Raw genomic sequence first — 19,584 nt, 5'->3', positions numbered from 1 at the left:
CACTTGTGCTCAGGCGGCGCGGGTCTCGGCAGCGACGAGGCCTAGCGCTGCGTCCCAAAGGCGGTGATGGCGATCGGGGCGGACCAACCCAGCGATCGCCTCCTCGAACCCGGCACGATCACAGGTCGCGGCGCTGTCGATCAGCTTTCCGATGGTGGCCTCGTCGTGCGAGAGCATCTGGCAACAGAAGCGCGAGACATGGATATTCTCGGGCCAGACCGAGGATATCGCCTGCGCCAGCGCAAGCGCCTTCGCCGCGACTTCGACACTGCCGAGCCGCACCGCCAATTCGGAAACCGGGTCGCGGTTTGCGCGATCGTGAAGGGCAATGAGGCGAAGCGAGTAGACGAACCGCGCGCCGAGCGGGCCGAGGCTTTCGATGCGGGGAGATCTGGCGAGATCGGCGATGGTCGAGCGGGCGGCGGCTGAGGGCAGATTGCTGCGGGGCATCGGTGCGGGGAATCCTCCGGTCGGCGTGGAATGACCCGACTCGGATAGCTTTATTGCAATTTATTCGCAATAGCGTTTGGGCCAGGTTTCAATCACTCGATGCCGAAGCGTTGGCGCACCTTGGCGATTTCCTCTCGAAATTTTTCGATTGCGCGGTTGTCCTCGCGGCTCCCGTGCTCGGACAGGTATTGCCCGATCTCCGCCAGTTCGAGCTCGGCGATCTGAAGGTGACCCGGTAGTTCGCGGATCGCATCGCTGCGCATCTTGTCGTAGGTATCGCGCGAGTGCGGGTCAGTCATGCCCTTCGGCGCTTTTCTGCCAGCCGCCCGCCACCGTTCTTGTGTGTGGCGGTGCAGCTTCTTGAGGAATTCGCGCAGCAGCCCGACCGCCATCGCCGCTTCGCCCCCGGCGATCATGCCGTCGAGCGCCAGCCGGTTGCGCTCGGTCAGCCATCCGCTCGGGTGATACATGATGCGATACCTTAGATATTTCGCGATGAGCTCGAATTCGCGCGCATCGAGATAGCGCTGCACCAGCGGCCTCGAAACAACATCGCCGGTATCGAGAAAGATCAGCCGCGCATCGTGCTGGCTCAATTCACCGTTCTTCGCCGCTGCAACTGCGGCGCATTCGATATCTTCTCGGTCGACGCGGAAATCCCGGAGCTTCAGCTTTGCGCGACCGACAAGCGTCTCGCCCAACTTCACGAGATGCGGCGGCGGAGGCCCCGGCCTCTTGAACAGCATCTGTGTGAACTCGTCGGGCGGCCCCGGATCGGGTTCGCCTTCCCACGAATTCGGAATGTCATCGGGATCGGACATGCAGTCACACCTAACGCGGACGGATTACGAATTCGTGCTCGATGGAGAGGAACACCTCGGTCTCGCTCGCCTGCTGCCAATAAAGATCGCCTTCGAGCCCGGTGATTTCCACTCCGTAAGCGCTGCCGAACAGCTCGTCGATCCGCATGTCGCTGTCACGCGAATCCGAGCTGACGAACAGCGGCGTAACGAAGTAGTCGGCCTGCCGGGTAACGCCGATCGCGGATGGTCCGCTGTTGGGTGAGAAATAGGCGTTGGTGGCCGAGCGATCCTGTCGCGAGTCCGTGACGACGATGGTTTCCTGTGCCAACGCGTGGACCGGCGCGAGCAGCGATGATGCGGCTGCGGCGAGTGCGAGTTTCTTCATCATGCGTCCCTCCCTTGGACCATCACGAGGATATCACTCGCCCAACAACGGACGAGCGCCAGAAAGCGGGTGCGAAAAACCCCGCCGAAGCGCTTTGCTCCGGCGGGGTTGTTCAATTCGTGGCGCGGGCCGCTGCGACGCTTATTCGGCGTCGTCTCCGCCGCCCATCGCCGCCTTCATCGCTTCCTCGGAAGGAATGGCGTCGGCTTCGGGCTCCGGTTCCGGCGCGTTCTCGGCAGCGAGCTTTTCCTGCTGCTTCTTCCACGCGGCCTTGAGCGCCGCGTCGCGGCTCGATGCGGTCACGCGCATGCGGTTCATGCCCGCACCGGTGCCAGCAGGGATCAGGCGACCGACGATCACGTTCTCCTTGAGGCCGATCAGCGTGTCTTTCTTCCCTTCAACCGCCGCCTGCGTGAGCACACGGGTGGTCTCCTGGAACGAAGCCGCCGAGATGAAGCTGCGGGTCTGCAGCGACGCCTTGGTGATCCCGAGCAGGATCGGCGTGCCTTCTGCCGGCTTCTTGCCCTTGGTCAGCTTGGCGTTGATTTCCATCATTTCGGCCAGATCGACCTGTTCGCCCGGCAGCAGCGTCGTGTCGCCACCGTTTGTGATCTCGACCTTCTGCAACATCTGGCGAACGATCACCTCGATGTGCTTGTCGTTGATCTTCACGCCCTGGAGTCGATAGACTTCCTGGATCTCGTTGACGAGGTACTCGGCAAGCGCCTCGACACCCATGACTTCGAGGATGTCGTGCGGGTTCGGCGAGCCGGAAATCAGGGTGTCCCCCTTCTTCACGAAGTCGCCTTCCTGCACGTCGATCACCTTGGTCTTGGGGATCAGGTAATCGACTGGATCCCCTTCCTCCGGAACGATCGCGATCTTGCGCTTGGCCTTGTATTCGCGGACGAACTCGATCTTGCCCGAAATCTTGGCGATGACCGACACGTCCTTCGGCATGCGCGCTTCGAACAGTTCGGCCACACGCGGCAGACCGCCGGTGATGTCGCGGGTCTTGGCCGCCTCGCGCGATGCACGTGCAAGGATGTCGCCGGCTTCGACCTGCTGGCCGTCCTCGACCGACAGCGTGGTGCCCGGAGCGAGCAGGTAACGCTGCGCTTCGGTTTCATCCTCGCTCTGGCCTTCGCCGAGGAGGGTCAGGCGCGGACGCAGTTCTTCCTTCTTCTTGCGCCCGGTCGCCCGGTTCTCGGTCACCACACGCTGGGCGATACCGGTCGCATCGTCGGTCTGCTCTTCGAGCGTCGTACCTTCGACGAGGTCCTGGTATTTGACCACGCCGGACTGCTCGGTGATGATCGGCAAGCTGAACGGGTCCCATTCCGCGAGACGATCGCCTTCCTTCACCTTCGCCCCGTCCTTGAACATCAGGACGGTCCCGTAGGGCACCTTGTGCATCTCGCGCTCGCGCCCTTCGGAGTCGATCACGGCGAGTTCGCCGTTGCGTGCGAGCGAAAGGATGCGGCCCTTCTTGTCGGTGATGGTCGGCATGTCGCGATATTCGATCTTGCCGTCCGAGATCGATTCGAGGTGCGAAGTCTCGTTGAGCTGCGCCGCGCCGCCGATGTGGAAAGTCCGCATCGTCAGCTGGGTTCCCGGCTCACCGATCGACTGCGCGGCGATCACGCCGACAGCCTCGCCGATGTTCACCGGAGTACCGCGGGCAAGATCACGGCCGTAACAGGTCGCGCAAACGCCCTGTTCGGCTTCGCAGACCAGCGGGCTGCGGATCTTGGCCGACTGCACTTCGGCTTCCTCGATCGCCTTGACCATCGGCTCGTCGAGCAGAGTGCCTGCCTTGACGATGACTTCATCGGTCTTCGCATTGACGAGATCTTCGGCCACGGTGCGACCGAGGATACGTTCGCCGAGCGATGCGATGACACTGCCGCCCTGAACGATCGCGCGCATTTCGAGCGCGTTGTCGGTCTTGCAGTCCTCCTCGACGATGACGCAGTCCTGCGACACGTCGACGAGGCGGCGGGTCAGGTATCCCGAGTTCGCGGTCTTCAACGCGGTGTCCGCGAGGCCCTTGCGGGCGCCGTGGGTCGAGTTGAAGTATTCAAGGACGGTCAGGCCTTCCTTGAAGTTCGAGATGATCGGGGTTTCGATGATCTCGCCCGACGGCTTGGCCATCAGGCCGCGCATACCCGCGAGCTGCTTCATCTGCGCCGGCGAACCACGCGCACCCGAGTGGCTCATCATGTAGATCGAGTTGATCTCTGCCTCGCGACCGTTCTTGTCGATCGGCTGCGACTTGATCTCTGCCATCATGGCGTCGGCAACCTGGTCACCGCAACGGCTCCAGGCGTCGATCACCTTGTTGTACTTTTCCTGCTGGGTGATGAGGCCATCCTGGTACTGCTGCTCGTAACCGGCAACCAGTTCCTTGGTCTCGTCGACAAGCTTCACCTTCGCATCGGGGATGATCATGTCATCCTTGCCGAACGAGATCCCCGCCTTGAAGGCGTAGCGGAAGCCGAGCACCATGATCGCGTCGGCGAACAGCACCGTGTCCTTCTGGCCGGTATGACGATACACCTGGTCGATCACGTCGCCGATTTCGCGCTTGGTGAGCAGGCGGTTGATGATGTCGAAAGGAACCTTGTGGTTCTTGGGCAGGCATTCGCCGATCAGCATGCGGCCCGGCGTCGTGACGAAGCGCTTCATCACCACATTGCCATCCTCATCGGCCTGCGGGACGCGGGCGATGATCTTGGTGTGGAGCGTGACCGTTTTCGTTTCGAGCGCCTGGTGCACTTCGGCCATATCGGCGAAGCGCGGCAGCTTCTCTTCCTTCGTGCCGTCTTCGTTCTCGAGGAATTCAGGCGTTTTCTCCTGACGCTCCATCGAGAGGTAGTAGAGGCCGAGGACCATGTCCTGCGACGGCACGATGATCGGCTTGCCGTTGGCGGGCGAGAGGATGTTGTTGGTCGACATCATCAGCACGCGTGCTTCGAGCTGGGCTTCGAGCGAAAGCGGCACGTGGACCGCCATCTGGTCGCCGTCGAAGTCGGCGTTGAAGGCCGAGCAGACCAGCGGGTGAAGCTGGATCGCCTTGCCTTCGATCAGCACGGGCTCGAACGCCTGGATGCCGAGACGGTGAAGCGTCGGCGCGCGGTTCAGCAGCACCGGGTGCTCGCGGATCACCTCGTCGAGGATGTCCCAGACTTCCTTGCGCTCTTTCTCGACCCACTTCTTCGCCTGCTTGAGGGTCATCGAAAGACCCTTGGCATCGAGGCGGGCGTAGATGAACGGCTTGAACAGTTCGAGCGCCATCTTCTTGGGCAGGCCGCACTGGTGCAGCTTGAGCTCCGGACCGGTCACGATGACCGAACGGCCCGAATAGTCGACGCGCTTACCGAGAAGGTTCTGGCGGAAGCGGCCCTGCTTGCCCTTGAGCATGTCGCTGAGCGACTTCAGCGGACGCTTGTTGGCGCCGGTGATGACACGGCCACGGCGGCCATTGTCGAACAGCGCATCGACGGCTTCCTGCAGCATGCGCTTTTCGTTGCGGACGATGATGTCCGGCGCGCGCAGCTCGATCAGGCGCTTCAGGCGGTTGTTGCGGTTGATCACGCGGCGATAGAGATCGTTGAGATCCGAGGTCGCGAACCGGCCCCCGTCGAGCGGCACCAGCGGGCGCAGTTCGGGCGGGATCACCGGAATCACTTCGAGGATCATCCATTCCGGACGGTTGCCGGATTCGATGAAGCTCTCGACGACCTTGAGGCGCTTGATGATCTTCTTGGGCTTGAGCGCGGACTTGGTGGTCGCGAGCTCTTCAAGCAGGTCTTCGCGCTCCTGCTCGAGGTCGAGATCCATCAGCATGACCTTGACCGCCTCGGCACCGATATCGGCCGAGAACGCATCTTCGCCATACTCGTCCTGCGCTTCGAGCAGCTCGTCTTCGGTCAGCAGCTGGAATTTCTCGAGCGGGGTCAGACCCGGCTCGATCACCACGTAGCTTTCGAAATAGAGCACGCGCTCGAGCTGCTTCAATTGCATATCGAGCAGCAGGCCGATGCGCGACGGCAGCGACTTGAGGAACCAGATGTGCGCGACCGGCGCGGCCAGCTCGATGTGGCCCATGCGCTCGCGGCGCACCTTGGTGACGGTCACTTCGACGCCGCACTTCTCGCAGACGACGCCCTTGTACTTCATCCGCTTGTACTTGCCGCACAGGCACTCGTAGTCCTTCACGGGGCCGAAGATGCGCGCGCAGAACAGGCCGTCACGCTCGGGCTTGAACGTGCGGTAGTTGATCGTTTCCGGCTTCTTGATCTCGCCGAACGACCACGAGCGAATGCGCTCGGGGCTCGCGATCCCGATCTGGATCTGGTCGAAGGTTTCCGGCTTGGCCAGCTGGTTGGTGAATTTGGTCAGTTCGTTCATGACTTGGTTCCCTCGGGGGATGAATTCTTAGGTGCGAAAAGGCGGGAGGGGCCGAAGCCCGCTCCCCTTATTCCGCTGCCTCCGGCCATTCGTCCTCGTCGTCCTCGCCGTCGCTCAGCGACTTGAGTTCGACATTGAGGCCGAGCGAGCGCATTTCCTTGACGAGCACGTTGAAGCTCTCCGGAATGCCCGCTTCGAAGGTGTCGTCGCCCTTGACGATCGCTTCGTAGACCTTGGTGCGGCCGACCACGTCGTCCGACTTGACGGTGAGCATTTCCTGCAGGGTGTAGGCAGCGCCATATGCCTGCAGAGCCCAGACCTCCATCTCGCCGAAACGCTGTCCGCCGAACTGCGCCTTGCCGCCCAGCGGCTGCTGGGTGACGAGCGAGTACGGGCCGATCGAGCGAGCGTGAATCTTGTCGTCGACAAGGTGGTGCAGCTTCAGCATGTAAATGATGCCCACGGTCACCTTGCGGTCGAACGCTTCACCGGTGCGCCCGTCGAACAGGGTCGACTGGCCCGAGCTGTCGACGCCGGCTTTCACCAGCATTTCGGTGACGTCGGGTTCGCGCGCTCCGTCGAACACCGGAGTGCCCATCGGCACGCCCGCGCTCAGGTTGGTCGCGAGTTCGACGATCTGCTCGGTCGAACGGCTGTCGATATCCTCGAAATACTGCTCGCCATAGACGTCCTTCAGACGCTCGACGACAGCTTCGGGCGGTTTCGCCTTCTTGTAGTCCTCAGCAGCATTCGGATTGGCTGCACGCCACTCTTCGAGCTTCTGCGCAATGTCCATGCCGAGCCCGCGAGCCGCGAAACCGAGGTGGGTTTCGAAGATCTGGCCGACGTTCATGCGCGAAGGCACGCCGAGCGGGTTGAGCACGAGATCGACGGGGGTGCCATCTTCGAGGAACGGCATGTCCTCGACCGGCAGGATGCGCGAAATCACACCCTTGTTCCCGTGACGACCGGCCATCTTGTCGCCCGGCTGCAGCTTGCGCTTCACCGCGACGAAGACCTTGACCATCTTGAGCACGCCCGGGGCGAGTTCGTCACCGCGTTCGAGCTTCTCCTTGCGGTCCTCGAACTTGGCGTCGATGCCGGCGACGGCTTCGTCGTATTGCGACTTGATCGCTTCGATCTGTGCCTGGCGATTGTCGTCGGCCACCGCGAACTTGAACCATTCGTGGCGGTCGATGCCATCGAGCAGGTCCTCGTCGATCTTGACGCCCTTTTTCACGCCCTTCGGAGCAGCCGAGGCGGTCTGGCCGAGCAGCATGTCCTTGAGGCGGTTGTAGGTCGCACGGTTGAGGATGTTGCGTTCGTCCGCCGCGTCCTTGCGGAGGCGCTCGATTTCCTCGTTCTGGATCGCACGCGTACGGTCGTCGATCTCGATACCGTGGCGGTTGAACACGCGCACTTCGACGACGGTCCCGGCAACGCCCGGCGGCAGGCGCAGCGAGGTGTCGCGAACGTCCGAAGCCTTTTCGCCGAAGATCGCGCGGAGGAGCTTTTCTTCCGGCGTCATCGGGCTTTCGCCCTTCGGCGTGATCTTCCCTACCAGGATATCGCCCGGGTGCACTTCGGCACCGATGTAGACGATGCCCGCTTCGTCGAGGTTGCGCAGCGCTTCCTCGCCGACATTCGGGATGTCGCGGGTGATGTCCTCCGGCCCGAGCTTGGTGTCGCGGGCCATGACCTCGAATTCCTCGATGTGGATCGAGGTGAACACGTCGTCTTTCACGATGCGTTCGGAGATCAGGATCGAGTCCTCGTAGTTGTAGCCGTTCCACGGCATGAACGCGACGAGGCTGTTCTTGCCGAGCGCCAGCTCGCCAAGGTCGGTCGAGGGACCGTCGGCGATGATGTCGCCGGCCTCGATCGTTTCGCCCACCTTCACCAGCGGGCGCTGGTTGATGCAGGTGTTCTGGTTCGAGCGCTGGAACTTCTGCAGCGTGTAGATATCGACGCCCGATTGGCCGGGCTCGACATCGCCGATGGCGCGGATCACGATACGGGTCGCGTCTACCTGGTCGACGATACCGCCGCGCTTGGCCGCGATCGCCGCGCCGCTGTCACGCGCCACGGTTTCTTCCATGCCGGTGCCGACCCACGGGGCTTCGGCCTTCACAAGCGGCACCGCCTGGCGCTGCATGTTCGAGCCCATGAGAGCGCGGTTGGCGTCGTCGTTTTCGAGGAACGGGATCAGCGACGCCGCGACCGAAACGAGCTGCTTCGGCGACACGTCCATCAGCGTGATCTGGTCGTTCGGAGCCATCAGGTTGTCGCCTGCGTGGCGCGAGGACACGAGGTCCTCCACGAATGTCCCGTCGTCGGTAAGGTCGGCCGAAGCCTGCGCGACGGTGTGCTTCTGCTCTTCCATGGCGGAGAGGTAGATCACGTCGCCGGTGACCTTGTTGTTCTCGACCTTGCGGTACGGGGTTTCGATGAAGCCGTACTTGTTGACCCGGCTGAACGACGCCAGCGAGTTGATCAGGCCGATGTTGGGGCCTTCCGGCGTTTCGATCGGGCAGATGCGGCCATAGTGCGTCGGGTGGACGTCGCGGACTTCGAAGCCCGCGCGCTCACGCGTAAGGCCGCCCGGGCCAAGCGCCGAAACGCGGCGCTTGTGGGTGACTTCCGACAGCGGGTTGGTCTGGTCCATGAACTGCGACAGCTGCGAGGAGCCGAAGAATTCGCGCACCGCAGCCACAGCCGGTTTCGCGTTGATAAGGTCGTTCGGCATGACGGTCGAGACGTCGACCGAGCTCATGCGCTCCTTCACCGCGCGCTCCATCCGCAGCAGCCCGACGCGATACTGGTTTTCCAGCAGCTCGCCGACCGAACGCACGCGGCGGTTGCCGAGGTTGTCGATGTCGTCGACTTCGCCCTTGCCATCCTTGAGGCCGACGAGTTCCTTGACCACGGCAAGGATGTCTTCCTTGCGCAGCGTCGTCACCGTGTCTTCGGCATCGAGTTCGAGACGCATGTTGAGCTTGACACGACCCACGGCGGAGAGGTCGTAGCGCTCACCGTCGAAGAACAGGCCTTCGAACAGGGCTTCGGCGGTTTCCTTGGTCGGCGGTTCGCCCGGGCGCATCACCTTGTAGATCGCCTCGAGGCCTTCCTCGCGGTTCTCGGCCTTGTCGGCCTTGAGCGTGTTGCGGATCCACGGACCGGTGTTGATCTCGTCGATATCGAGCAGTTCGAGCTTGTCGATCCCGGCATTGTCGAAGGTTTCGACATGCTCGAGCGTGATCTCGTCGCCCGCCTCGATGTAGATGCGGCCGGTGCTTTCGTCGATCATGTCCTTGGCGGCGTAGCGACTCACGACTTCTTCGGTCGGCAGCAGCAGTTCGGTCAGACCATCCTTGGCCGCCTTGTTGGCGGCGCGCGGGCTGATCTTCTGGTTGGCCGGGAACACTTCCTCGCCGGTCTTGGCATCTACAAGCGCGAAGGTCGGCTTCTGGCCGCGCCAGTTTTCGGGCACGAACGGGATCTTCCAGCCGTCCTTGGCGCGTTCCCAGATGACGGTGTCGTAGAAGTGGTGGAGGATTTCCTCGCTGTCGAGGCCCAGCGCGTACAGCAACGCCGTTACCGGCAGCTTGCGCTTGCGGTCGATCCGGACGTTGACGATGTCCTTCGCATCGAATTCGAAATCGAGCCACGAGCCGCGATACGGAATCACGCGGGCGGCGAACAGCAGCTTGCCCGAGGAGTGGGTCTTGCCGCGATCGTGGTCGAACAGAACACCCGGCGAACGGTGCATCTGCGAGACGATCACGCGCTCGGTGCCGTTGATGATGAAGGTGCCGTTCTCGGTCATGAGCGGCATGTCGCCCATGTAGACGTCCTGCTCCTTGATATCGAGGACGGAGCGGGTCTCGGTCTCCTGGTCGACTTCGAAGACGATCAGGCGCAGCGTGACCTTCATCGGAGCGGCGTAGGTGATCCCGCGCTGGCGACATTCGGTGGTGTCGTATTTGGGGGGCTCAAGCTCGTAATTGACGAAATCGAGCTCTGCGGTGCCGGCGAAGTCGCGGATCGGGAAGACCGACCGCAGGGTCTTTTCGAGACCGGAAACGTATCCGGTTTCCTTGTCCGAGCGCAGGAACTGTTCGTAGCTCTCGCGCTGGACCTCGATCAGGTTGGGCATGTCGACGACTTCGTGGATGTCGCCGAAAATCTTGCGGATGCGCTTCTTCGCGGTGCCCTGCGCCTTGCGGCTGCGGAGCTTGTTCGAAGTCTTTGGTGCCTTCGCCTTGGTCGCCATGGAGGAGATTCGCCTCTTTATATTGGTGCGCGCGGGCAGAAGACCCGCATGCCGGAATGAAAACTCACGTCACGCGAAACGGGTCCATATTCGACGCAAAAGAGCCGCACGCCTTGGCGCAACCCTTCCGGGCCGCCTGGGTGCAGCTGATCTAATCGTCGCGAATATGGCTAGCGCCGCTTCTATTCTGGAACCGATCCCCGCGCATGAATCGGTCTGTCTCGAAGCTGGCGTGTGTGGGCTATTTAGGGCGCACGCCGGATTTGTAAAGGGGGCGATTGGGCGGCGGCTCGCCTGGCCGGGGCCAGCGAAAACTTTCCTACTCCGGCATCGGGCAATAGCGTCGTTGCATGCGCTTTCATCGATCCCTCCACACCCGGATTTCCAGTTTGATTCCGGAAAGTGTCAACTTCGTTTCTGGCCCCTAAGTCTCTCATAATCAGTCGAAAATCTTCGAAATATGAGGGTGACACAGTGTCAACTTCGTCAACTCCGCACCGGCAAAGATCCGCGCAAAACGATATGCCACATATTGTTTTTCAATATTGTTGATTGACAATAAATCGAATCGCTCCTAGATCGTGATTATCGAATTTCAATAAGACGCATCAAGGAGTTCAATATGTCACGTATCGCAAATCAATCTCTCGCCCTTGCCGCCGCGCTGTTCCTCACCCTCAGCTCGATCGGCACTATCGTTTCCGTACCGCCCGCGCAGGCCATGTCGCCTGTGATCGCAGCCGAACTGGCCTGAACGAAGGCCAATCAGGGGATACACAATGAAAGAACAATTCAACGACCCACTGCTGCTTGCCGGAAAGGTCCTGACCATCTTCATGCAGGGCGTGATGGCGCTCGCGGCAATCGTGCTTGCGATCATGATCCCGGTCGTGATCTTCTTCGAGAATGCAATCAACACCGAGATTTCGGCTGAACATGCCGAAACCCTTTCTAACTTGCCCACCTTGCCTTTGGTGGGGCTGTTCGCGCTGTCGATCGTGGCCGTCGCCCTCGTCTTCCTGTTCTTCGGAAAGCTTCGTGCCGTCATCGGCACCGTAGGTGAGCGGGACCCGTTCGTCCCGGAGAATGCCGACCGGCTGAGTGTCATGGCCTGGCTTCTTCTGGGCGTACAGTTGCTGATGATACCGATCGCCGCGCTTGGTCTCATCGTATCCGAATGGGCGGTGCGGATTGAGGGTACCTCGCTCAAGATCGATGCAGGCCTAGACCTGACCGGCATATTGATGGTGATCGTCCTGTTCATCCTCGCCCGCGTGTTCAAACACGGCGCAGCGATGCGCGAAGACCTCGAAGGGACCGTGTGATGCCAGCAGAAGACGAAGGAGCAACGATCATGGTCAAACTCGACGACCTGCTGCACGAACGCCGCATGACCCTCACCGAACTGGCCGAGCGCGTGGGCCTCACGCTGGCAAACCTCTCGATCCTCAAGACCGGGAAGGCCAAGGCGATCCGGTTCTCGACCCTCGCTGCGATCTGCCGCGAACTCGAGTGCCAGCCGGGCGATCTGCTCGCCTACGACAAGGGAGAATAGCCTCGCCCGAATGATGGGGGATCCACCCCATACAGCGCAATCGGAGCGCTCCGTAGAAAGGTTGGCAGGAACTCGAGAGGGGTTTCTGCCAACACTTTCAGGAGAACCGAAATGAATACCCGTACCGTTACAAAGACTGCCGCCACCATCGCCCTTGCCGCAACCGCCGCTTTCGGAGCCGCGGCTCCGGCCATGGCGGGCAACACCTGCAAAAACGTCGCGATCGAATTCACCAACGACACCGGCGGCAAGATCAAGATCGTCGATATCGATTACTGGGACCCGGCAAAGGGTCGCAACGGCGGCTGGCGCTCGATTTATGTCCGCAACGAGAAACTCTCGCCGGGCGTCACGTGGGACGAGACGCGCAATCTGCGCCGCGTCAATCAGCGCCAAACGAAGCTGCGGATCGAGTACCGGCTGCCCGGCAAGCACTTCGGATGGAGACTGAAGAAGCACAAGGTGATCAGCGACAGCTTCGTCTGCAGCCGCCGAGACAGCGTCGAACTGTCGACCAGCGACTAACCTGGCTTTGCCGGTTGGCAGCGGATGGCCCGGTCGATCCCGCCCCAGGATCGACCGGACCATTTGCGTCGCCCGAGCCCCTGCGGATCGCGTATCCGCTCCATCGCGAGCCAGCCCCCAGCCCGACACAATCGCGGCATCGAAATCGGAGGCAACCCATGTCCTACGCCCTTATCTGCCCGCTCCTGCTCGCCATTGCCGCCACGACGAGCCTCACGCTGATCACCCTGGTGCACAAGGCCAGCGCGCATCTCGACCTGTTCTTCGGCAACATCGCGCCTTGACTCCTGCGGCCAACCGGCTAGACGCGCCGCCGACCGTTTCATCGAAAGGTGGAGCAGTCGTCCGTCCGAGACAGTTGGTGAGAGCAATCGGGCTCTCTTAATTTCCAGCCTAGACGGGGAAACGAGATTTTCCGGCCCCCTCCAATGGCGGCCACACGTGCCGTTTCGCGGCGCACTCCTTCCCCATCGTTGGACCTTTCCCGTGTCGATGATCGGCATGGGTGAATGTGAGCCGGTCGTGCGCAAGCCTGCGTGCGGCCACAGTGAAGGAGTAAGGCATGGATCGTTCGCAAAAAGCCGAAGCGGTTGCCCAGCTCAACGACGTCTTCAAAGAGGTCGGCGTGGTCGTCGTGACCCGCAACCTCGGCCTGACGGTGGACCAGTCCACCGAACTGCGCGGGAAGATGCGTGAAGCCGGTGCTTCCTACAAGGTTGCGAAGAACCGTCTCGCCAAGCTCGCCCTGAAGGACACCGATTACGTCGGGATCGAAGAGTTTCTCTCCGGCCCGACCGCGCTGGCCTGGTCGGAAGACCCGGTCGCGGCTGCCAAGGCCGCTGTCGATTTCGCCAAGTCGAACGACAAGCTCGAAATCGTCGGTGGTTCGATGGGCACGCAGGTGCTCGACGAAGCCGGGGTCAAGGCACTCGCCTCGATGCCGTCGCTCGACGAGCTGCGCGGAAAGATTGTTGGTCTGGTCAACGCCCCGGCAACCAAGGTTGCTCAGGTCGTCAATGCACCGGCTGCAAAGCTTGCCCGCGTGTTCGGTGCCTATGGCGCCAGCGAAGCCGCTTAAGAGACGCTTTCTCGCAAGAGACGAAACATCATGGGGCATTTTTCCGCCCCGCCAAAATTTGGAGTGAACATCATGGCTGATATTGCCAAGCTTGTTGAAGAACTTTCGAAGCTGACCGTCCTTGAGGCAGCTGAACTCGCCAAGGCCCTCGAAGAAGAGTGGGGCGTTTCGGCTGCTGCTGCAGTTGCAGTTGCTGGCCCGGCTGGCGGCGGCGACGCCGGCGCTCCGGCTGAAGAAAAGGACGAATTCGACGTCATCCTCACCGGCGACGGTGGCAAGAAGATCCAGGTCATCAAGGAAGTCCGCGCCATCACCGGCCTGGGCCTGACCGAAGCCAAGGGTCTCGTCGAAGGCGCGCCGAAGCCGCTCAAGGAAGGCGTCAACAAGGCCGAAGCCGAAGAGATCAAGGGCAAGATCGAAGCAGCTGGCGGTACCGTCGAGCTCAAGTAAGCTTCTTTCAGTTTCGACTGATCAACGGAGGGCGGTGCCAGCGATGGCGCCGCCCTTTTTTTGTGTCAGTTACCGAGCTAATTGCGGGCGTCGGGCTTCCAACCGGAAGAGGCGCTTAAGTTTTCTCCAGATTGCTCGTTCGTCGAACTGGGTTCCCGCTTGGTCAATTAGGCAATTTGAAGGGCAGCGCTGCTCCAGCTAACAGGTCGGGATGAAGACAGCACTTGAGAACCCGAAAGGCCCTCTGCGAGGCTTACTTATGGTCGCGGTGTGGGCGTCCCTCTGCTCAGCTATAACTACTGCTGTTCTGATTTATGGCCCCAACCCTGAACCGGCTGAAGGCCTACTGAATGAAGCGCAACTATCGTCCAATTGGTTGGCTCTCTACAAACCTTGGATTCTATTTTTCCATCCTCAGTTCGCGTTTATCGCTTCGATTGGCGCGGCGTTTGTTATTTGGAAGAAGCGCCCCGCTTTGGCCTTGATTGGGATATTCTACCTTATGATTTGGGCCGTTACCGAGATGACGCAACAAGCATTCATTATCGATACACTCAATCAGTTCTGGAGACCTGGTCTACTCAACGCCGAAGATGGATCGCAAAGACAGGCATTCGAAACTCTTCTGATCGGTTTCCCCGCGATCTCCGACAGCCAGTATTTCGTGCTGTTGTTCGGCTTCGGTGTTGGCTCGGTTCTTCTGGGATTTGGCTTACTGTCGTTCGACTTCTTGGGCCAAATCATTGGGGTGGTGATGGTTGCGCTTGGCGTGGTCTCTCTGACTGCATTCGCAGGATACTATCTTGCTCCTGCAGCAGGTCTTACCGCGATAACGGGATGGATCTACGGCTATCTTTATGGCCCATTCCAAACAGGCGTAAGGATTGCGCTCGCATGGTGGTTATGGCGACAAGCCTCGTCTGAATAGGAAGCTCAGGTGTAACGCCGAATTCCACCCAAACTGGAGACCAACTCACATCTAACGGTGTAGCGCCAATGCCGCAGCGTCACAGCTAAGTTACAGCGCTGAACAAGACCGGCTTTCCCCGACTCGACCGCGCGCGTATCCGGGCCGGCTTTATGCACGAGACGGTGCATCTCGAAACGCCCTCCTGGAGCGGCGAATTGCGCGCGACGACATTGCTCGCCGCGCCGCTGGCGGCTGCAAATCTGCTGCAGATGCTTACCTACGCGGTCGACGTCATCTTCATCGCACGGCTGGGCGACGAGCCGCTTGCCGCCTCCGCCCTGGCCGTGGCTTTGTTCGGGCTGGTGCTGTGGGCGATGACCTCGCTGACGGGAGCGGTCGCACCGCTGATCGCCGAGGCCATCGGCGCGCGCTCGCGATCCATGCGTCCCGTGCGCAGAGCGACGCGCATGGCGCTGTGGCTGGCGGTCATAACCGGCGTGATCGGGATGGGAATATGCCTGCTGCTCGAACCGCTGATGCGCGTCACCGGCCAGCAGGAACGCATCATCGCGCTCGCGGCCGAATACAATGTCGTCATCATCTTCTCGCTGATCCCGATGCTGCTCGCAGGGGTGCTACGCAATTATGTCTCGGCTCTCGGTCGCCCGATCTTTGCGACCGCCATCACGGGCCTCGGCATCTTCGTGAACGCGGCTGCAAACTATGCCTTCATTTTCGGCAATCTGGGAGCGCCCGAGCTCGGGCTGACAGGCGCGGCGGTGGCGACGATCATCACATCGATTTTCACCGTGCTGGTGTATATCGTCGCGATTCTCGCCGACCCGGCGCTGGCGCGCTACCGCATCTTCTATCGTTTCTGGAAGCCGGACTGGCAGCGCTTCTGGCTGATCGTCCGCATCGGCACGCCGATTGCGCTGACCGTGACAGCCGAGGCGGGCATATTCGGCGCGGCGGCCTTCCTTATGGGCCGCTTCGGCGCGGCAGAGCTTGCGGGTCACACCGTCGCGCTTCAGCTCGCCGCGCTCGCTTTCCAGGTACCTTTCGGGGTCGGGCAGGCGGCAACCATCCGAGTGGGTTATTTCTATGGCGCGCGTGATCCGGTCGGGATCAAGCGGGCCGGATGGGTCGGCATCGCAATCGCCACCGGCTTTATGGCTGTAACCGCCAGTACAATGGTGCTCGCGCCCTACACGCTGCTGTCGATCTACGTCGATCCCCATGCAGCCAAGAACGCGGCGCTGGTCGGCTTCGCGCTGCAATATCTCGTGCTTGCCGCCGCGTTCCAGCTGGTCGACGGGGTACAGGCGGTCGCCGCCGGAGCCTTGCGCGGATTGCAGGACACGCGGGTGCCGATGTGGATCGCGATTTTCAGCTACTGGGTGCCCGGCTTCGGTCTCGCGATCGGGCTCGGGTTCTTCACCCCGCTGGAGGGCGTGGGCGTGTGGATCGGCCTGGCAACCGGCCTCGCGACGGCGGCAATCCTCTTGACCTGGCGCTGGACGCTGCGCGACCGCTTGGATCTGACCGCGCGCGCCGCCGCCGCCCCGGTCACGCAGCCTTCGTCGTGACCTCGCGCTGCGGGAACGGAATGGTTATGCCGACTTCGTCGAACTTCGCTTTCGCCGCTTCCGTGAGATCCCATGACAGGCCGAGGTAATCGGGAGTGTTGCACCACACCCGCAAGCTGATACCCACCGAACTGTCGTCGAGCGAGCTGACATAGGCGACCGGCGCGGGCTCGGCGAGCACGCGCTCATCGGCCTCGGCCAGCGCGATCAACTCGCTCCGGGCCTGCTCCATGCTGTCGCCATAGCCTATTCCCACAACAAGCTCGAAGCGACGCACGGGATGCCGCGCAAAGTTGACGATCGGCTGGTTCCACAGGGCGTTGTTGGGCATCATCACGAACAGACCGTCGGGCTGCTTCAGTTCGGTGGTGAACAGGCCGATTTCCTGCACCGTGGCGAGGATCGATCCGACGCTGATGGTCTCGCCCACCTTGAAGGGCTTCTGCACCAGGATCATGACTCCGGATGCGACATTGCTCAGGGTCCCTTGAAGCGCGAGGCCGACCGCAAGCGCCATGCCGCCCAGGGCCGCGATGATGCTGGTGGTTTCGACTCCGAACTGGGTCAGGACCGTGATGAGAACGACCGCCCAGAGCGAGTATTTGACAAGGTTGGAAAGAAGGCCCGCAACGCTCGGATCGAGTTTGTCGGACTTGGCAAGCGCCCGGGAAACACTGCGCGAGAGGAGCCCCGCAATAGTCAGTCCGATGACCAGGACAGCGACCGCGCCGATCAGGTCCATCATGTTGGCCTTGAACCAAAGCAGGATCGTTTCAGGTACGGAAAGCGCGGCGAAATCGGTGTCGAGAGTCATGCTCGAATGGGCTCCGTTGTGACTGGAAGTTTGAGGCGACAGCGGACCCGTCCAGGCCCTGCATTTTTTTACTCAACCGTCCTTGACTCACGAAGTTCCCGCAACCACATGCGCCGTGCTGGCACTCTCGTGGGGAGAGTGCCAAAAAGTCATAATCATTCTTAGGAAGGTCATAACAATGGCATTTCGTCCGCTGCACGACCGCGTTGTGGTCCGTCGCATCGAAGCCGACCAGAAGACCGCTGGCGGCATCATCATCCCCGACTCCGCGCAGGAAAAGCCGAGCGAAGGCGAGATCGTCGCCGTCGGCGAAGGCGCCCGTGACGACGATGGCGATCGCATCCCGATGGATGTGAAAGCCGGCGACCGCGTGCTCTTCGGCAAGTGGTCCGGCACCGAAGTCAAGATCGACGGCGAAGACCTGCTGATCATGAAGGAAAGCGACATCATGGGGATCATCGGCTGATGATATCTTGAGTCCCAGCGCAGGCTGGGACCTCCCTCGATACCGAACAAGACCCCGGCCTTCGCTGGGGATCACCACTTTTTCTCAGGAGAAACATCAATGTCTGCCAAGGACGTGAAATTCTCGCGTGAAGCACGCGAAGGCATTCTCAAGGGCGTCGATACGCTCGCAAACGCCGTGAAGGTGACGCTCGGCCCGAAGGGTCGCAACGTCGTCATCGACAAGAGCTTCGGCGCACCGCGCATCACCAAGGACGGTGTCACCGTCGCCAAGGAAATCGAGCTCAAGGACAAGTTCGAGAACATGGGCGCGCAGATGCTGCGCGAAGTCGCCAGCAAGACCAACGACCTCGCCGGTGACGGGACCACCACGGCCACCGTGCTCGGCCAGGCGATCGTGCGCGAAGGCATGAAGTCGGTCGCCGCCGGCATGAACCCGATGGACCTCAAGCGCGGCATCGACCTCGCCGTCACCAAGGTTGTCGAGAACCTCAAGAGCCGTTCGAAGGACGTCTCCGGCTCCTCCGAAATCGCCCAGGTCGGCGTTATCTCGGCCAATGGCGACAAGGAAGTCGGCGAGAAAATCGCCGAAGCCATGGAAAAGGTCGGCAAGGAAGGCGTCATCACCGTCGAAGAAGCCAAGGGTCTCGAATTCGAGCTCGACGTCGTCGAAGGCATGCAGTTCGACCGCGGCTATCTCTCGCCGTACTTCATCACCAACCCGGACAAGATGACCGTGGAACTGGATAACCCCTACATCCTGATCCACGAGAAGAAGCTGTCGAACCTCCAGTCGATGCTGCCGGTGCTCGAAGCGGCGGTCCAAAGCGGTCGTCCGCTGCTGATCATCGCCGAAGACATCGAAGGCGAAGCGCTCGCGACCCTCGTCGTGAACAAGCTGCGCGGCGGACTGAAGGTTGCTGCGGTCAAGGCACCCGGCTTCGGCGATCGTCGCAAAGCCATGCTGCAGGACATCGCGATCCTCACCAAGGGCGAAATGGTCAGCGAAGATCTCGGCATCAAGCTCGAGAACGTCACGCTGGGCATGCTCGGTGAAGCCAAGCGCGTCACCATCGACAAGGACAACACCACCATCGTCGATGGTGCCGGTGACGAAGCCGACATCAAGGCCCGCGTCGGCGAGATCAAGGCTCAGATGGAAGCGACCACCAGCGACTATGACCGCGAGAAGCTGCAAGAGCGCCTCGCCAAGCTTGCTGGCGGCGTTGCCGTGATCAAGGTCGGCGGTGCTTCGGAAGTCGAAGTGAAGGAACGCAAGGACCGCGTCGACGACGCGCTGCACGCAACGCGCGCCGCTGTGGAAGAAGGCATCGTCCCGGGCGGCGGCACCGCGCTGCTTTATGCGACCAAGGTGCTTGAAGGCCTGAAGGGCGACAATGACGACCAGACCCGCGGTATCGACATCGTTCGCCGCGCGATCCTGGCGCCGGTTCGCCAGATTGCTCAGAACGCTGGTCACGACGGCGCCGTCGTTTCGGGAAATCTCCTTCGTGAAGGCGACGAAACGCAGGGCTTCAACGCTGCGACCGACACCTATGAGAACCTCGTGGATGCCGGCGTGATCGACCCGACCAAGGTCGTGCGCACCGCACTTCAGGACGCAGCCTCGGTTGCCGGCCTGCTGATCACCACCGAAGCGGCGATCACCGACGCTCCGGAAGACAAGAATGCAGCCCCGGCCATGCCCGACATGGGCGGCATGGGCGGAATGGGCGGCGGCATGGGCTTCTAAGCCCGCGCAGGCCGCATCGCTTGAACACAAAGGCCCCGGGAGTTCGCGCTCCCGGGGTTTTTTGTTTGCAAGATCAATGCAATCCTCCGATCATTGCCGCTGCGGGTCTGGAACGGGGGGC

16 protein-coding genes and 1 pseudogene are annotated in these 19,584 nt (G+C 61.5%); 11 read left to right on the top strand and 6 right to left on the bottom strand.

The annotated features are described in order from the left end of the window. Positions 1–9 precede the first annotated feature (9 nt). From ACI5KX_RS03160 to rpoB, 5 genes and pseudogenes are all read right to left on the bottom strand, one after another. Entirely contained in the window at positions 10–450 is a 441-nt protein-coding gene (locus tag ACI5KX_RS03160) for a DNA-directed RNA polymerase subunit beta' (RefSeq protein ID WP_406809223.1), read from the bottom strand. 92 nt (positions 451–542) lie between these two features. Then, entirely contained in the window at positions 543–1,271 is a 729-nt protein-coding gene (locus tag ACI5KX_RS03155) for a hypothetical protein (RefSeq protein ID WP_406809222.1), read from the bottom strand. A gap of 10 nt (positions 1,272–1,281) precedes the next feature. Then, on the bottom strand, positions 1,282–1,641 hold the full coding sequence (locus tag ACI5KX_RS03150) for a hypothetical protein (protein ID WP_406809221.1): 360 nt from the start codon (positions 1,639–1,641) through the stop codon (positions 1,282–1,284). A 260-nt stretch (positions 1,642–1,901) separates the two neighbouring features. Next, a pseudogene (gene rpoC, locus ACI5KX_RS03145) lies at positions 1,902–6,051 on the bottom strand (DNA-directed RNA polymerase subunit beta'); the annotation flags it as partial. A gap of 67 nt (positions 6,052–6,118) precedes the next feature. Further along, positions 6,119–10,324 (bottom strand): DNA-directed RNA polymerase subunit beta, encoded by a 4,206-nt coding sequence (gene rpoB / locus ACI5KX_RS03140; RefSeq protein ID WP_406809220.1) that lies wholly within the window; start codon positions 10,322–10,324, stop codon positions 6,119–6,121. Between the two features lie 622 nt (positions 10,325–10,946). Between rpoB and ACI5KX_RS03135 the strand changes: the two genes are divergently transcribed. From ACI5KX_RS03135 to ACI5KX_RS03095, 9 genes are all read left to right on the top strand, one after another. Beyond that, complete coding sequence (locus ACI5KX_RS03135) at positions 10,947–11,078, top strand: hypothetical protein (protein WP_406809219.1); 132 nt, start codon at positions 10,947–10,949, stop codon at positions 11,076–11,078. A 25-nt stretch (positions 11,079–11,103) separates the two neighbouring features. Further along, entirely contained in the window at positions 11,104–11,649 is a 546-nt protein-coding gene (locus ACI5KX_RS03130) for a DUF2975 domain-containing protein (RefSeq protein WP_406809218.1), read from the top strand. Beyond that, positions 11,649–11,879, top strand: coding sequence for a helix-turn-helix domain-containing protein (locus ACI5KX_RS03125; RefSeq protein WP_406809217.1), 231 nt, complete (start codon positions 11,649–11,651; stop codon positions 11,877–11,879). Before ACI5KX_RS03130 ends, ACI5KX_RS03125 begins: the two co-directional genes overlap by 1 nt. Positions 11,880–11,990: 111 nt before the next feature. Next, positions 11,991–12,404, top strand: coding sequence for a hypothetical protein (locus tag ACI5KX_RS03120; RefSeq protein WP_406809216.1), 414 nt, complete (start codon positions 11,991–11,993; stop codon positions 12,402–12,404). Positions 12,405–12,562: 158 nt separating this feature from the next. Further along, entirely contained in the window at positions 12,563–12,688 is a 126-nt protein-coding gene (locus ACI5KX_RS03115; RefSeq protein WP_406809215.1) for a hypothetical protein, read from the top strand. 278 nt (positions 12,689–12,966) lie between these two features. Then, positions 12,967–13,482 carry a 50S ribosomal protein L10 gene (gene rplJ, locus ACI5KX_RS03110; protein ID WP_406809214.1) on the top strand — a complete coding sequence of 172 codons (516 nt, stop codon included), beginning with the start codon at positions 12,967–12,969 and terminating at the stop codon, positions 13,480–13,482. Positions 13,483–13,554: 72 nt separating this feature from the next. After that, entirely contained in the window at positions 13,555–13,932 is a 378-nt protein-coding gene (gene rplL / locus ACI5KX_RS03105; protein ID WP_212449099.1) for a 50S ribosomal protein L7/L12, read from the top strand. Between the two features lie 211 nt (positions 13,933–14,143). Further along, positions 14,144–14,860, top strand: a complete 717-nt coding sequence (locus ACI5KX_RS03100) for a hypothetical protein (RefSeq protein ID WP_406809213.1) — start codon at positions 14,144–14,146, stop codon at positions 14,858–14,860. Between the two features lie 152 nt (positions 14,861–15,012). Next, positions 15,013–16,431, top strand: coding sequence for an MATE family efflux transporter (locus ACI5KX_RS03095; RefSeq protein WP_406809212.1), 1,419 nt, complete (start codon positions 15,013–15,015; stop codon positions 16,429–16,431). On the opposite strand, the gene ACI5KX_RS03090 is transcribed toward ACI5KX_RS03095, so the two are convergent. Further along, positions 16,412–17,245, bottom strand: coding sequence for a mechanosensitive ion channel family protein (locus ACI5KX_RS03090; RefSeq protein WP_406809211.1), 834 nt, complete (start codon positions 17,243–17,245; stop codon positions 16,412–16,414). The two genes, ACI5KX_RS03095 and ACI5KX_RS03090, sit on opposite strands and share 20 nt — an antisense overlap. Before the next feature lie 178 nt (positions 17,246–17,423). On the opposite strand from ACI5KX_RS03090, the gene groES reads away from it, so the two are divergent. Together groES and groL are read left to right on the top strand one after the other, a co-directional pair. Then, a complete protein-coding gene (gene groES, locus ACI5KX_RS03085) occupies positions 17,424–17,711 on the top strand; it encodes a co-chaperone GroES (RefSeq protein ID WP_406809210.1) in 288 nt (95 codons plus the stop codon). Between the two features lie 99 nt (positions 17,712–17,810). After that, positions 17,811–19,463 (top strand): chaperonin GroEL, encoded by a 1,653-nt coding sequence (gene groL / locus ACI5KX_RS03080; RefSeq protein WP_406809209.1) that lies wholly within the window; start codon positions 17,811–17,813, stop codon positions 19,461–19,463. Positions 19,464–19,584 lie beyond the last annotated feature (121 nt).

The sequence above is a fragment of the Erythrobacter sp. GH1-10 genome, from assembly GCF_045363165.1.
In the GTDB taxonomy this organism is placed as follows: domain Bacteria; phylum Pseudomonadota; class Alphaproteobacteria; order Sphingomonadales; family Sphingomonadaceae; genus Erythrobacter.
This window is presented reverse-complemented; position numbering and strand designations above follow the sequence as displayed.